The sequence below is a fragment of the Bacillus sp. AFS053548 genome (assembly GCF_002575105.1).
Classification (GTDB): domain Bacteria; phylum Bacillota; class Bacilli; order Bacillales; family Bacillaceae_G; genus Gottfriedia.
The window spans coordinates 73,560-87,516 of record NZ_NUHI01000024.1 but is presented as its reverse complement, the minus strand read 5'-3'; the positions used below and the strand labels follow the sequence as shown (position 1 = coordinate 87,516).

Sequence of the window (13,957 nt, the reverse complement as noted above, 5' to 3'; positions counted from 1 at the left end):
TTTGTAATAAAATAATTTTAAATACAAACATATATAACAACAAGGAACGGAAGAACAATGGATAATCATATACAAGAAATACTCGGAAAAGAATGGACAATCTCGCCAGCCGGTGGATTTACTGGTGAAGCGTATATAGCAGAAAATAATGATAAGAGATTATTTCTAAAACGAAATTCTTCTCCTTTTTTGGCAGTTTTATCAGCAGCTGGCTTTGTTCCAAAATTAGTTTGGACTAGAAGACTAGAAAATGGTGATGTACTTACTGCACAAGAGTGGGTGATAGCACGTAGTTTAGAACCCTATGAGCTCTCTGCGAAAGGGGTTGCGCAATTTTTATATCGTCTCCATTCTTCCAAAGAATTGTTGTATATGTTAACGAAGCTAGGGATTAATCCATTAGAACCTCAGGAATTACTGCAAACAATTGTAGGCAATCTTACTGAAGAATTTACCCAAAGCCAGATAATTGTAAAAGGCATCGAATATTTAGAGGAAAATATGCCATCTTTTGATCCAGAGGATTTAGTCGTTTGTCATAGTGATTTAAATCATCATAATTGGTTGCTTACAGAGTCGAATAATTTATATTTAATCGATTGGGATGAGGCAATCATTGCTGATAAAGCATTTGATTTGGGCATGTTTTTATTCACTTATGTAGAACAGAACGATTGGGACAAATGGCTTCGAAATTATGGAATAAAATTTACTGAAGACCTATTAAACCGAATGACTTGGTATGTAGTCGCTCAAACAATCATTTGGATTAAATGGTATACTCTTCGTGAAAATGAAAAGCAGACTCAAAAAATGAAGAGCCTGCTAGAGAAGATATTAGCTTAAATAAAAATTTCCTCGGAAATTGTCATATAGATTAAGAATAAGTATTGAAATCAGTCACCCATTGAGAGAGTTGATTTTGGTGGCTTGTAATGTGCTGATCTAAATCCGCAGAATACTTTCCAGACTGACTATAATAATAAACGTCATTTAACATGCTTTTTACATCATCTGTTATTTGGTCGTTTGTTAATAAGGATTGAACAAGTCTTTCTAATTGCTCACATTCTGATACAGTTCCACAACAGTCAGATTGGTGATTCATTAGTATATCTCGTAAAATTGTTAATTGATGTTCATGATTTAAAGGCATAAATTCACATCCTTTTTTTATTAAGTACACTTGAAATAGTTTGTGTTACAAGAAATGATTTTATACTATACGTGAATAACCGAGTGCCATCGTGCTTGGTTTTTTCTTTGAGTAAATATAAATTGCAAAATCGAGAGGGAGTAAAATCTTATGAGATTAAGACATAAGCCAGGTGCGGCAGATCAAGTTAAACAAAATGTTCAATATGTAATTCCAAATCCGTCAGAGCAAAAAGGGAAATGGAAAGAAGTTTTCCAAAATGATCAACCAATTCATATCGAAGTCGGTACGGGTAGAGGTCGTTTTATGGTCGGTATGGCTCAAGCCAATCCTCATATTAACTATATCGGCATTGAGAAATATACAAGTGTAATTTCTGATGCATTAGATAAATTAATTGAAGCTGAAGTTCCAAACTTAAAGCTTTTAAATGTAGATGCTCAAAAATTAACGGATTTCTTTGAAGACGGAGAAATAGATCGAGTATATTTAAACTTTTCTGATCCATGGCCAAAGGTTCGACATGAAAAACGTCGATTAACATATAAAACATTTTTAAATATGTATCAACAAATCTTGAAAAATGATGGGGAAATTCATTTTAAAACAGATAATCAAGATTTATTCGAGTTTTCAATCATGAGTATGGCAAACTACGGAATGACAATGCATTTCTTAAGTTTAGATCTTCATAATAGTGATTTTGAAGGAAATATTATGACTGAATATGAAGAAAAGTTTTCTTCAAAAGGTAACCGTATTTACCGAGTTGAAGCTGCTTATAGAAACTAATTTAATCAAAAGACTATCGTGATATATTTCCAGGGTAGTCTTTTTTATTTTGCTACAACACACGGAAATTTAATATGATTGTTTATTTTTAGGCAATCTAAAACGAATTTTCATTTCATATTCACTACTGTTCCCTTTCTTTTGCCTATTCCTGCTCTTAAATATTCAGTAAATTCGTAAAAGTGGTATAATATTTAAGTCGAGTAAAAAAGAAGGGGGATAAGTATGGAACAGTTGAAAATTGGAACTTGTACAATTCAGTGGCTTACTGGAGGAAATACCCATTTAGATGGTGGAGCAATGTTTGGAGTTGTTCCAAAGGCGCTTTGGTCAAAAAAATATATTGTTAATGAGAAAAACCAAATTCCTTTACGTACTGACCCGGTATTTATTCAAACAAATGGTTTAAACATGATCATTGATAGTGGCATCGGTGTTAATAAATTAAATGAGAAGCAGAAAAGAAATTTTGGCGTTACCGAGGATTCAGCGTTAGAAGAATCATTAGCGAAGCACGGATTAAAACTAGACGATATTGATTATGTCATTATGACACATTTGCATTTTGATCATGCAAGTGGATTAACTAAATTAGAAAATGGTGAATTCAAATCTGTATTTTCGAATGCAAAAATTATTACATCTCAAATTGAATGGGATGAAATGAGAAATCCGAATATTCGTTCAAGTAATACATATTGGAAAGAAAATTGGGAAGCAATTCAGGACCAAGTAATTGCATTTGAAAAAGAATATTCTTTAACAGATGAAATAACAATTATTCATACAGGTGGACATAGCGATGGGCACAGTATTATAAAAATAGAAACGGAAGATGAGCTATTATTGCATATGGGGGATTTAATGCCTACTCATGCACATCAGTCACCATTATGGGTTATGGCATATGATGATTACCCAATGACATCTATTTATGCAAAAGAAAAATGGGTTAATTTTGGTTTGCAAAAAAAATCTTGGTTTACGTTCTATCATGACGATGTATTTAGAGCAATAAAATGGAGCGCAGAAGGACAAGTATTACAGTCGATCGAACGCTCCAAATAATTTGGCTATTGTTGTTAAACAATTTGAGCAGAAATTAGCTCACCATTTACAGCATTAATAATGAATGAATAGCTTGTAGTATCATTATCTGATTCTACTACTGTGAAACCACCTTCATAAACATCACCTTCATAATCAGGTAAATCTGCCCACTTTGGTTCTGAATGAATCCAAGTTCCAGTTACATTACCATATGAAAGAAATACCGGTTTAATTGTTTTTAATGCTTTTTCTGCTGGAATATATTGTGAAGATAATTTTTTTTGTAAATATAGTCCACCAGCAACACCTAGACCTAAGCCAATTAAGACGCGTTTAAGTTTCATTTGTACCACCTCTATTTATGTATTATGCGCTTGAAAAAATATTCTACTACTTATCTTAGTCAAACCGGGGCAACATTTCAACGGTTAGCATTGGTATTATGTGTTATTTTTAGATAAAATAAAAAAAGAAGATACGATTTGTACAGAGAGGAACTTTAATTATGAATCAAGACACTCTACAGCTTTTTAAATTTTTAACAGAATTACAAGGTGCACCAGGATTTGAGCATGAAGTTCGTCACTTCATGAGAAAAGAACTTGAAAAATATACAAATGAGATTGTGCAAGATCGTTTAGGAAGTATTTTTGGAGTTAAACGTGGAACTGAAGATGGACCTACTGTAATGGTGGCAGGTCATATGGATGAAGTTGGTTTCATGGTTACTCAAATTACAGAAAACGGAATGCTAAGATTTCAACCACTAGGTGGCTGGTGGAACCAAGTATTACTTGCTCAAAGAGTTCAAGTAATGACAGATCAAGGACCTGTTATTGGAGTTATTGGTTCAATTCCACCGCATTTATTAAGCGATGAGTTAAGAGCTAGACCAATGGATATGAAAAATATGCTAATCGATATTGGTGCAGATAACAAAGAAGATGCACTAAAAATTGGCATTCGTCCTGGTCAACAAATTGTACCGGTATGTCCGTTCACTCCTATGGCTAATGAGAAAAAAATCATGGCAAAAGCTTGGGATAACCGTTACGGTTGTGGACTTGCGATTGAATTATTAAAAGAAGTTCAAAACGAAACATTACCAAATATTTTATATTCAGGTGCTACTGTACAAGAAGAAGTTGGACTAAGAGGGGCACAAACAGCTGCAAATATGATTAAACCGGATATCTTTTACGCATTAGATGCAAGCCCAGCTAATGATATGTCAGGATCGAAATCCGAGTTCGGTCAATTAGGTAAAGGTGTTTTATTACGAATTTTAGACCGCACGATGGTTACTCATAAAGGAATCCGTGAATTTATTTTAGATACTGCAGAAACGAATAAAATTCCTTACCAATATTTTGTTTCACAAGGTGGAACAGATGCTGGACGAGTACATGTTTCAAACGATGGCGTACCATCTGCTGTAATTGGTATATGCTCTCGTTATATTCACACTGCGGCGTCAATTATTCATGTTGATGATTATTTAGCTGCAAAGGAATTACTTGTTAAGCTAGTTAAAGCGACTGATAAAACGACTGTTGAAACATTACGTAATTATTAAGAAAGTAAGAAAGAAGCCTTAAAAAGAGGCTTCTTTTTTTTTTGAAAAATCTTACCTGCCTTTCCCAACCCCTACACTCACATCTTTTCTTATCAATCCCCTAGAACCTTAACTCTTCTTTACATTAATGTTATTAATAAATTCTTAACATGCAGTTAATGTGGGTTTTACGATGTTGTTTTATGATAAAAACGTAATAAACAGTAATAAACGTTAAATAAACCACATTGATGTGAGGAGATTTAAAATGAAAACTGAATTTAAGAAGAAAAGTTACAAGGCAGTGCAAGTTGTCGTTATAGGTATGACAGTTCTAGGACTAACAGCATGCGGAAAAGCTGTGGATTCGAAAAGTAAAGCAGTATTAAATCCAAATTCATTAACTCTTAATGAAATTGAAGCAAAAGCAAAAAAAGAAGGTGAAATTAATAGTGTTGGTATGCCTGATTCATGGGCTAACTGGGGTGAAACTTGGAATGAAGTTAATGAAAATTATAATTTAAAACATATTGATACGGATTTATCTAGTGCAGAAGAGATTGCAAAAATGGAATCTGAAAAAGAAAATGCTACAGCGGATATTGGGGATGTTGGAATGTCTTTTGGTCCAATCGCAGAACAAAAGAATTTAACAATTCCTTACAAAACATCTTACTGGGACGAGATTCCTGATTGGGCAAAGGATGATAATGGAGACTGGGTAGTTGGATATCAAGGAACTATTTCTTTTATGACAAATAAGGAATTAGTAAAAACACCTCCTAAATCTTGGGACGATATTTTAAAGGGAAAATATAAAGTAACAGTTGGAGATGTTCAACGTGGCACTCAGAACCAAATGGCTGTACTTGCTGCAGCTATTGCATATGGCGGGGATGAAAAAAATATCCAACCAGGAATCGACTTTTTTAAAAAGCTAGCAAAGCAAGGTCGTTTAAGCTTAACAGATGCTAAGCCAGCAAACATTGAAAAAGGAGAGGTTGAAGTAGCGCTTGTTTGGGACTTTAACGGGCTTGGGTATGCTGAAGCTATAAACCGCAAACAATTTGACGTATCTATACCTAGTGATGGATCAGTGGTTAGTGGATACTCAACTATTATTAATAAATATGCTAAACATCCTTATGCAGCTATGGCTACAAGAGAATATATTTTAAGCGATGAAGGACAAATAAATTTAGCAAAAGGATTTGCTCGTCCTATTCGTGACGTAGTACTTCCAAAAGATGTAGCTGAAAAAATGATTCCAAAAGAGCAGTACAAAAATGCAAAACCGATTAGAGATTTTAAAGCTTGGGAAAATACTGCAAAAACTTTACCACAAATCTGGCAAGAAGAGGTGTTAGTAAATGTCAAATAAAGTTATCGCTATTGTTGTTGATGGTATGAGATATGACAAAGCTTGTGAAGCTCTTGGATATCTTCAACATTTAGTTGAATTAAATCAAGCATCACTATATAAAATGAAATCGGAGCTTCCTAGTCTTTCTCGTCCTTTATATGAAGTGTTATTGACTGGAACACCATCATCTGTAAATGGAATTACATCGAATCAAGCAGTACGTTTATCTAATGAAAAAAGTATTTTTCAACTTACAAAGGAAAATGGATTGAGAAACGGAGCGGTATCTTATTACTGGGTAAGTGAGTTATATAATCGAGCACCATTTAATTTTATTGAAGATCGAGAACAAGATGATATCTCTAAAGCGATTCAATATGGGAAATTCTATTGGGATGATGACTATCCAGATTGTCACGTTTTTGCGGATGCAGAAACTTTACGTAGAAAATATGATCCCAACTTTTTGTACATACACCCTTTAGGTGTAGATGTTAAAGGAGAAAAATATGGTTCGGAATCGAAAGAATATCGTGAACAAATTTTAAAAATAGGTAGCTTGTTAGCGCAACTTCTTCCAATTTGGATGTCAGAAGGTTATCACATAATAATAACATCTGATCATGGAATGAGTGAAACTGGAAATCATGGTGGAATAACAGCAGGTGAACGTGATGTACCATTGTTTATCATCAGTCCAAAAGTTGAGCCTGGTGTTTACGATCAAGTAATTCCTCAGTTGGCTTTTGCACCTCTTGTTTGTGAACTCTTAAATATCGAGCCATCAAATAAGATGATTTCTTATCGATTACCCGGATATAAGGAAATACATGAAGTTTATTGAAATGAAGATTTTAAGGGAAAGAGAATTGGTTTAGTCACCGATTCTCTAATGTTTAAAGAATTTAAGGGAGCGAGAATTTTTGCAAAAAATAAAAAAACATAAGATTTACTTATTAGCTCTTTTATTGCCATTTGTATTGTTTGTAATTGGTTTTGAAATAGGGCCATTGATGGCAATGATTAAGAATGGCTTTTATGCTGATGATGGAAAGCATCTTACTATTAATCAATATATAACGATATTTAAAAGTAAGTTTTACTTACAAGCTATTAAAAATAGTATCGTCATTTCTATTATTTCGGCAGTTTTTTCGATCCTAATAGCTGTTGTCATGGCTTATTCTTTTACAAAGTTTTCACGCAAAATACAAAATCGTCTATTAATGATTGCTAATATGACTTCAAATTTTGAAGGAGTCCCTCTTTCTTTCTCTTATATTATTTTACTTGGAAACAACGGATTGTTTACTTTGCTTTTTGCAAAACTCGGCTGGGATTTATTTTCTAATTTTAATTTATATTCATGGACCGGACTGATCCTTGTCTATATTTATTTCCAAATTCCTCTAGCGATATTGTTGATTTATCCTTCGTTTCAAGGAATAAAACAACAATGGAAAGAAGCGTCTGCTTTATTAGGAGGATCAACTAGATCATTTTGGCTAAGAATCGGAATTCCAGTGCTTTTACCAAGTATAGTAGGGACTTTTAGTATTTTATTTGCGAACGCTATGGGGGCTTATGCAACGGCCTACGCATTAGTTGGTAGCAATTATAATTTATTGTCATTGCAAATTGCCTCACTTGTCGCAAGTGATGTTACATTAAAACCACAATTAGGTAGTGCACTAGGAGTCCTCCTAGCAGCAACTATGATTGGAGCGATGTGGGTTAATGAAAGAATGATGCGTCGCATTAGGAGGGATTTACGATGAAATTTTCATCGACGTTTTTTAAAGTGATTGTAGGATTACTTGTAATCTATTTATTAATTCCATTAGTCGGTACATTTTTATTTTCAATTGCACATAAATGGGATCATACAATCTTACCTGAAAGTTATACATTAAATTGGTATATTGAATTATTTCAAGATGGACGATTTTTTGATGCTTTTCAACGAACATTATTTTTAATTGTCATAACTGTCTTTCTTAGTGTTTCAATCATGCTCCCAACAATCTTTATCATAACGGTATATTTTAGTAAATTCGAAGGAATTCTCCAAGCGATTGCGATGCTTCCATATGGAATTCCACCTATTGTAGGAGCTGTTGGGTTAATCAAGCTATATTCTGATGGCCCATTCCAAATTGCAGGTACTCCATGGATATTAGTCGGAGCTTACTTTGTAACGATTCTGCCATTTATGTATCAAGGTATCCGTAATAGTCTTAGAACATTAAATGCCATTCAACTTGTAGATGCAGCAGAATTACTTGGTGCAACTAAATTTCAAGCATTTCGAACTGTTGTACTTCCTAATATATTATCTGGAATATTAGTTTCAAGTTTATTATCTGTGGCTCTTTTATTTAGTGAATTTGCTTTTGCTAATTTACTAGTAGGAGGAAGATTTGAGACACTGCAAATATATCTTGTCGATAAATTAAATAGCAGTGGACATTTAACAAGTGCCATCGTTATTACTTATTATTTGGTGATTATGCTCTTAACCGGAACTGTCTTAAAACTCTCGTTTAGAACTAAAAAAACTCCTGTTGTGTTAAATAAAAGGTGGTCTATTTTAAAAAAACAAAGTCATTTAAAAAATACAGCAATAGAAGGTGAAGTTAAATGAGTTATGTAAATATTGATCAAGTGACTAAAAAATATCAAAATCAAGTCGTTTTAAATAATATTTCCTTAAAATTTAATAAAGGTGAATTCGTAACGCTTCTAGGTCAAAGCGGATGCGGGAAAAGTACTTTATTACGTTCTATTGCTGGACTTGAAGACGTCGAGGTAGGAAATATATTAATTGATGGAAAAAACATAACTAATTTACCTCCACGCCAACGTGAAGTAGGTATGGTATTTCAGTCTTACGCACTTTTTCCAAATATGACAGTATTTGAAAATATTGCCTATGGTCTAAAAATGAAAAAAGCTAAAAATATTCATGCGAAAGTAAAAAAGATGATTGAACTAGTTGATTTAATTGGTAAAGAAGAATCATACCCTCACCAATTATCAGGAGGACAACAACAAAGAGTTGCTTTAGCTCGAGCACTAGTCATGGAACCAAAAGTACTACTATTGGATGAACCGTTAAGTGCCTTAGATGCAAAAATAAGAAAAAGCTTACAAAAAGAACTAAAAAGAATACAGCAAGAATTAGACATTACAACTATTTTTGTTACACATGATCAAGAAGAAGCAATGACAATGTCCGATCGGATTTTTGTGATGAATAATGGAGATGTAGTACAAGCAGGTACGCCTTCAGAAATCTATACAACACCAGTGAATAAGTTCGTAGCAAAATTCATCGGAAATTATAATGTTTATGAGATGGACGTTTTCAATAAACTTGTTCGTAGTAATGAATTAGTTGGTAATGATGTAGCTATACGACCTGAAGTATTAAAGTTAGTAGCATTAGATGGTGACAGTATGGATTTACAACGAAACTGGGGAATTAAAGGGATTATTACAGATGTTACTATGACTGGTAATGTATTAAGATACGAAGTTGAAACCGAAGAATCTTCATTTCTAGTAGATAATCTTAACCACCGAGGAGAAATGTTCCAGCAAGGTGCACATGTTAACATTATCGTACCAAAGGAAGAATGCGTTATTTTATAAATTACTAAAGTTTCTGGAGGATTAAAATGTCTGTTTTACCTGAGGAAAGAAAAAACGAGATTTTAAAAGAACTTAATAAAAAAGGAAAAGTTAAAGTTGTCGAATTAGTTGAACAATTTAATGTGTCAGAAGAAACGATTCGTCGAGATTTAATGATATTAGAGGAAAAGGGTCTGTTAAAAAAGGTGTATGGTGGAGCAATAAAAACAGTTTATCAAAATGAAGAACCCCCTTTTACGCAGCGAACGACTGTCAATAAGGAAGCAAAAGTAAAAATTGGTAAAAAAGCTATAGATCTAATTTCAAATGGGGATGTAATTGCAATTGATGTTGGCACAACAATGCTTGAATTTGCTCAATGTATTGAAAATAAAAAAGACATTACGATATTGACTAATTCTTTACCGGTATCTTCCTTGTTAACAGAGTCATTAAATCAAAATAAGTTTACCGGACAAATATTATTACTTGGTGGGATTGTTGATCCAAAGCAACAGTCAATAAGTGGAAGTATTACAGAACAATTACTAAGTCAATTTAATATTGATAAGGCATTTATTTCAGCGGGTGGTGTTTCATCTCAAAATGGTGTTAGCAATTATCATTTACACGAAACTTTAGTATCTCGAAAAATGGTGGAAGTATCCAAGCAAGTGATTTTATTAACAGATTACTCAAAAATTGGTGTAGATACATTTTGTAAAGTTTGTTCTCTTGTAAAAGTTGATGTAATCGTGTGTGATCATTCATTTCCAGAAGAATGGAAGGAGCATGCAAAATTAGAAGAAATCAAATGGATTCAAGCAAATTAAATACGACGGGCCATATAATGATTATTCTTTTATGTTAAATGGACAACAACGTAATGAATGAACTGTTATTGTCCTTCTTAAGCATGCAATTTTAAGTAATATCCAATTTTTGAACACTATTAAACTAAATGAAAAGCATAATGGATTAAAGGGGATATAATCAATGAGCTTCATTGCAATAGATTTAGATGGAACATTATTAAATAATGAGAATGGAATTAGTGAAGAAAATATTAATGCAATTAAAATCGCCGAAGAAAATGGAATTGAAATAGTCATTTCAACGGGTCGAGCGTATTTTGACGTTCAAAAAATTTGTGAAGAATCTATGCTATCACCATATGTAATCGGAACAAACGGAGCAACAATCCATTCTAAAAACGGAGAATGTATCTCATCAATAACAATTTCAAAAACTAATGTTGAGCAGATTTTAAAGTGGCTTGATGAACGTAACTATTATTTTGAAATTTTTACAGATAAAAGCATTTATGCTCTTAAAGAAAGAAGAGAGAGGTTTCAAAATGAGATTAATAGCCTTAAAAGAGCCGATTTAGATACAGAAATGAAAGAACTAGTTAATGTTGCTGAAAGACAATTCGATCAGTTTGGGTATGTTTTAGTTGATCATTATCATGAAATATTACAACGAAATGAAGAAGTGAATAATATTTTAGTTTGTACGTTTGATACAAAAAAATTAGCTGAAGCTAGAAATCGATTTAATAAATGTAAAGAGTTAATGGTTGTGTCTTCAGCAGAGCATAATATCGAAATTACGAGTCGTTTTGCATCAAAAGGATTGGCATTAGAAAAATTAGTATTTTTATTGAATGGTTCACTAGATCAGGCTATGGCTATTGGAGATAGTAATAATGATATATCGATGTTCGAAAAAGTAGGATATAGTGTTGCAATGGGTAATGCAAAAGAAGATATCAAAGCAATTTGTAAAGAGACAACTCTAAAAAATGATAAAAATGGTGTTGCTCATGCTATTTATCGATATATAGATACTTTTGTAGTTCAAAGATAAATGTTTTAAAAAGAGGATTTTACGTATTTAATGAGGCAATGATTGATCGAGTAAATAGAATAATGTCGTTAATTTATGTATAGGAAGATGCTTTCATTTTGAAAGTATCTTTTTTATTGTATATTAAAAATATATTTAAATATCTTAATAAAACATTAGACTAGGGATTGGTGTTACAGCAATGAAAATAACAATAGGTTCTTTAAACCCGACAAAAGTAGGAGCGGTACAAAAAGTATTTAATGAGTTTAAAGTTGAGGGACTAAAAGTTCCATCAAATGTTTCAAACCAACCGATGACAGATCATGAAACGATGGAAGGTGCGATTAATCGAGCACTTAATGCGAAAAATGAGGGGAAATCTGATATTGGCATTGGTTTGGAAGGCGGTGTCATTATTGAGGGTGATCGACTCTTCCTCTGTAACTGGGGAGCACTTGTATATGAAAATGAAGTAATACTAGCAAGCGGAGCAAAAATTTTATTACCTAGCGAATTTATACATGAGCTAAGAAATGGAACTGAGCTTTCAGTATTAATGGAACGATATACAAATGAAAAAGATATACGTAGTAAAGAAGGGGCAGTAGGGGTATTTACAAATGGCCGAATTACTAGGACTGAAATCTTTGAACATATTTGTGAATTACTATTTGGACAATATGAATTCAAGAAACGAAAACAAGAAAACAATTGAGAGGCATCCTTTTTGCATATCGATAAAAATAAGATAAAATAAAAGAAAATGAATTAAGCGAGGGAAAAAGAATGGAAAAAATTACATCAGTTGAACAATTTGAACAAGCGAAACAAGGAGAAAAAGTGGTTTTCCAATTTTCAGCAGATTGGTGCCCAGATTGCAGATTTTTAGATATGTTTTTTCAAGAAATAATTGATGAAAATAAAGATTTTACGTTTTATTATGTAGATCGTGACCAATTTATTGAGGTATGCCAAAATCTAGATATCTTTGGCATACCAAGCTTTGTAGCGTTTAATAATGGTGATGAAATTGGTCGTTATGTAAATAAGGATCGTAAAACAAAAGAACAAGTAGAAGAGTTTCTTGAGGGATTAAGAGGCTAATAAGGTAGGTAAAACAATTGGCTAAAAAAACAACACTAGACTTAAAAAAAATGATAGAAAACCGCCTTGGGAATGAAGATTGGCGTTTTATCTATGATCGTGAAAAAGAAGACCTTCGAATTGAAGGGATTGAAAGTAATAAAGGGATGAGTGTCTCTTTAAATAGTGCAGTAGCAAAGTATGAGGCTGAAGGTGAAGAGGCATTTAATGAATTAATTTATTATATAAAAGAAGCACTTTCTGCTATGCACTCTGAAACTGTATTTCTTGAAGAACAAATTCGACCAGTTATTCGAGCTACATCGTTTCCGACAGAAAAAGAAGAAGGAAATTTATTTGTAACTGATGAGCATACTGCAGAAACTAGAATTTACTATGCTATTGATTCAGAAAAAACGTATCAACTTATCGATGAAAAATTATTAGCAAAGTCAGGTTATACAAAAGAGCAACTCCATTCTATTGCTGTATTTAATCTAAGAAAAATGCCTGTTCAAGTAAAAGAAGATATTGTTGCAGATAATACTTTTTATTTTGTACGTACAAATGATGGATACGATGCTAGTAGAGTACTAAACAGTACTTTTATAAAAGAAATTCAATCAAATGTAATAGGTGAATTATTAGTAGGAATTCCTCATGGAGATGTACTAATCCTTGCTGACATTCGAAATAACATAGGTTATGATATAATGGCGCAAATGAATATGAGTTTCTTTGCAAGTGGGAAAATACCAATTACATCATTGTCATTTGCTTTCAAAAATGAGAAGCTAATGCCAGTTTTTATTTTAGGGAAACAAAAGAAGCAATAGAGAGGAAGAAATCAGTGAATATTTTTTATAACAAAGAAGGAATCGGCGATACGCTATTAATTACATTAAAACAAATTCCATCAGAAGATCGTAAAGCTGAACGAAAAGGGAATATTGCACGCGTATATAGTGCAGTTACGAATGAAACAGTTGCTATTAATGTGTTTGAGGCATCTACTTATGTAGATGTTCAAGAAAATGGTATCGTTACGATTACTGAACACATTGTTAATACGGTAAATGAATTACTAGCAAAAGAAGGATTTAAAGATACATTAGTATTAGACCTTTCACCTAAATTCGTTATTGGATATGTAATCGAAAAAGAAAAACATCCAAATGCTGATAAATTAAATATTTGCAAAGTTGACGTTGGAACAGAGACATTACAAATTGTTTGTGGTGCACCGAATGTTGAACAAGGACAAAAGGTTGTTGTTGCAAAAGTTGGTGCAGTAATGCCATCAGGATTAGTCATTAAGGATGCTAATCTACGTGGAGTGGATTCATTCGGTATGATTTGCTCTGCACGTGAACTTGATCTACCTGACGCTCCACAAGAAAAAGGAATCTTAGTTCTAGAAGCTGATGCTGAAGTGGGAAAAGCTTTTTTTAACTAAATAATAAATAATATATAT

17 protein-coding genes are annotated in these 13,957 nt (G+C 32.8%); 15 read left to right on the top strand and 2 right to left on the bottom strand.

Features of this window, described 5'->3' with window-relative positions; genetic code table 11:
* Window positions 1–57: 57 nt before the first annotated feature.
* A complete protein-coding gene (locus CN946_RS12730) occupies window positions 58–846 on the top strand; it encodes a phosphotransferase family protein (RefSeq protein ID WP_176547313.1) in 789 nt (262 codons plus the stop codon).
* Window positions 847–877: 31 nt separating this feature from the next.
* Here CN946_RS12730 and CN946_RS12725 read toward each other — a convergent pair whose 3' ends face one another.
* Window positions 878–1,156, bottom strand: coding sequence for a YtzH-like family protein (locus CN946_RS12725; RefSeq protein ID WP_098861446.1), 279 nt, complete (start codon window positions 1,154–1,156; stop codon window positions 878–880).
* A 150-nt stretch (window positions 1,157–1,306) separates the two neighbouring features.
* Between CN946_RS12725 and trmB the strand changes: the two genes are divergently transcribed.
* Together trmB and CN946_RS12715 are read left to right on the top strand one after the other, a co-directional pair.
* Window positions 1,307–1,948, top strand: a complete 642-nt coding sequence (gene trmB / locus CN946_RS12720) for a tRNA (guanosine(46)-N7)-methyltransferase TrmB (protein WP_098861445.1) — start codon at window positions 1,307–1,309, stop codon at window positions 1,946–1,948.
* 225 nt (window positions 1,949–2,173) lie between these two features.
* The gene (locus tag CN946_RS12715; protein ID WP_098861444.1) at window positions 2,174–3,016 is read left to right on the top strand and encodes a YtnP family quorum-quenching lactonase; all 843 of its coding nucleotides are present in this window, start codon (window positions 2,174–2,176) and stop codon (window positions 3,014–3,016) included.
* A gap of 14 nt (window positions 3,017–3,030) precedes the next feature.
* Here the strand turns inward: CN946_RS12715 and CN946_RS12710 are convergent, their stop codons facing one another.
* Window positions 3,031–3,342 carry a PepSY domain-containing protein gene (locus CN946_RS12710; protein ID WP_098861443.1) on the bottom strand — a complete coding sequence of 104 codons (312 nt, stop codon included), beginning with the start codon at window positions 3,340–3,342 and terminating at the stop codon, window positions 3,031–3,033.
* Between the two features lie 161 nt (window positions 3,343–3,503).
* Between CN946_RS12710 and CN946_RS12705 the strand changes: the two genes are divergently transcribed.
* The 12 genes from CN946_RS12705 to ytpR all read left to right on the top strand — a co-directional run bounded on the left by CN946_RS12705 (window position 3,504) and on the right by ytpR (window position 13,939).
* Window positions 3,504–4,574, top strand: coding sequence for a M42 family metallopeptidase (locus CN946_RS12705; protein ID WP_098861442.1), 1,071 nt, complete (start codon window positions 3,504–3,506; stop codon window positions 4,572–4,574).
* Between the two features lie 247 nt (window positions 4,575–4,821).
* Window positions 4,822–5,934 (top strand): ABC transporter substrate-binding protein, encoded by a 1,113-nt coding sequence (locus CN946_RS12700; protein WP_098861441.1) that lies wholly within the window; start codon window positions 4,822–4,824, stop codon window positions 5,932–5,934.
* Entirely contained in the window at window positions 5,924–6,760 is an 837-nt protein-coding gene (locus CN946_RS12695; RefSeq protein ID WP_098861440.1) for an alkaline phosphatase family protein, read from the top strand. Before CN946_RS12700 ends, CN946_RS12695 begins: the two co-directional genes overlap by 11 nt.
* A 169-nt stretch (window positions 6,761–6,929) precedes the next feature.
* Complete coding sequence (locus CN946_RS12690; protein WP_483295391.1) at window positions 6,930–7,694, top strand: ABC transporter permease; 765 nt, start codon at window positions 6,930–6,932, stop codon at window positions 7,692–7,694.
* Window positions 7,691–8,560: an ABC transporter permease gene (locus tag CN946_RS12685; RefSeq protein ID WP_098861438.1), complete on the top strand. Its 870-nt coding sequence runs from the start codon at window positions 7,691–7,693 to the stop codon at window positions 8,558–8,560. Before CN946_RS12690 ends, CN946_RS12685 begins: the two co-directional genes overlap by 4 nt.
* Window positions 8,557–9,570 carry an ABC transporter ATP-binding protein gene (locus CN946_RS12680; protein ID WP_098861437.1) on the top strand — a complete coding sequence of 338 codons (1,014 nt, stop codon included), beginning with the start codon at window positions 8,557–8,559 and terminating at the stop codon, window positions 9,568–9,570. Before CN946_RS12685 ends, CN946_RS12680 begins: the two co-directional genes overlap by 4 nt.
* 26 nt (window positions 9,571–9,596) lie before the next feature.
* Window positions 9,597–10,382 carry a DeoR/GlpR family DNA-binding transcription regulator gene (locus CN946_RS12675; RefSeq protein WP_098861436.1) on the top strand — a complete coding sequence of 262 codons (786 nt, stop codon included), beginning with the start codon at window positions 9,597–9,599 and terminating at the stop codon, window positions 10,380–10,382.
* 163 nt (window positions 10,383–10,545) lie between these two features.
* Window positions 10,546–11,418: a Cof-type HAD-IIB family hydrolase gene (locus tag CN946_RS12670; protein WP_098861435.1), complete on the top strand. Its 873-nt coding sequence runs from the start codon at window positions 10,546–10,548 to the stop codon at window positions 11,416–11,418.
* A 181-nt stretch (window positions 11,419–11,599) separates the two neighbouring features.
* Entirely contained in the window at window positions 11,600–12,115 is a 516-nt protein-coding gene (locus CN946_RS12665) for a DUF84 family protein (RefSeq protein WP_098861434.1), read from the top strand.
* Window positions 12,116–12,186: 71 nt separating this feature from the next.
* A complete protein-coding gene (locus tag CN946_RS12660) occupies window positions 12,187–12,504 on the top strand; it encodes a thioredoxin family protein (RefSeq protein ID WP_098861433.1) in 318 nt (105 codons plus the stop codon).
* A gap of 17 nt (window positions 12,505–12,521) precedes the next feature.
* On the top strand, window positions 12,522–13,319 hold the full coding sequence (locus tag CN946_RS12655) for a DUF1444 family protein (protein WP_098861432.1): 798 nt from the start codon (window positions 12,522–12,524) through the stop codon (window positions 13,317–13,319).
* 14 nt (window positions 13,320–13,333) lie between these two features.
* Window positions 13,334–13,939, top strand: coding sequence for a YtpR family tRNA-binding protein (ytpR, locus tag CN946_RS12650; RefSeq protein ID WP_098861431.1), 606 nt, complete (start codon window positions 13,334–13,336; stop codon window positions 13,937–13,939).
* Window positions 13,940–13,957: the final 18 nt, after the last annotated feature.

What these genes read in the sequence shown, in the direction of transcription:
- CN946_RS12695 (WP_098861440.1), top strand. Translation starts at nt 5,924, where the DNA reads ATGTCAAATAAAGTTATCGCTATTGTTGTTGATGGTATGAGATATGAC.
- trmB (WP_098861445.1), top strand. Translation starts at nt 1,307, where the DNA reads ATGAGATTAAGACATAAGCCAGGTGCGGCAGATCAAGTTAAACAAAAT.
- CN946_RS12665 (WP_098861434.1), top strand. Translation starts at nt 11,600, where the DNA reads ATGAAAATAACAATAGGTTCTTTAAACCCGACAAAAGTAGGAGCGGTA.
- CN946_RS12690 (WP_483295391.1), top strand. Translation starts at nt 6,930, where the DNA reads ATGGCAATGATTAAGAATGGCTTTTATGCTGATGATGGAAAGCATCTT.
- CN946_RS12715 (WP_098861444.1), top strand. Translation starts at nt 2,174, where the DNA reads ATGGAACAGTTGAAAATTGGAACTTGTACAATTCAGTGGCTTACTGGA.
- CN946_RS12660 (WP_098861433.1), top strand. Translation starts at nt 12,187, where the DNA reads ATGGAAAAAATTACATCAGTTGAACAATTTGAACAAGCGAAACAAGGA.
- CN946_RS12710 (WP_098861443.1), bottom strand. Translation starts at nt 3,342, where the DNA reads ATGAAACTTAAACGCGTCTTAATTGGCTTAGGTCTAGGTGTTGCTGGT.
- CN946_RS12730 (WP_176547313.1), top strand. Translation starts at nt 58, where the DNA reads ATGGATAATCATATACAAGAAATACTCGGAAAAGAATGGACAATCTCG.
- CN946_RS12705 (WP_098861442.1), top strand. Translation starts at nt 3,504, where the DNA reads ATGAATCAAGACACTCTACAGCTTTTTAAATTTTTAACAGAATTACAA.
- CN946_RS12675 (WP_098861436.1), top strand. Translation starts at nt 9,597, where the DNA reads ATGTCTGTTTTACCTGAGGAAAGAAAAAACGAGATTTTAAAAGAACTT.
- CN946_RS12700 (WP_098861441.1), top strand. Translation starts at nt 4,822, where the DNA reads ATGAAAACTGAATTTAAGAAGAAAAGTTACAAGGCAGTGCAAGTTGTC.
- CN946_RS12680 (WP_098861437.1), top strand. Translation starts at nt 8,557, where the DNA reads ATGAGTTATGTAAATATTGATCAAGTGACTAAAAAATATCAAAATCAA.
- CN946_RS12725 (WP_098861446.1), bottom strand. Translation starts at nt 1,156, where the DNA reads ATGCCTTTAAATCATGAACATCAATTAACAATTTTACGAGATATACTA.
- CN946_RS12685 (WP_098861438.1), top strand. Translation starts at nt 7,691, where the DNA reads ATGAAATTTTCATCGACGTTTTTTAAAGTGATTGTAGGATTACTTGTA.
- CN946_RS12670 (WP_098861435.1), top strand. Translation starts at nt 10,546, where the DNA reads ATGAGCTTCATTGCAATAGATTTAGATGGAACATTATTAAATAATGAG.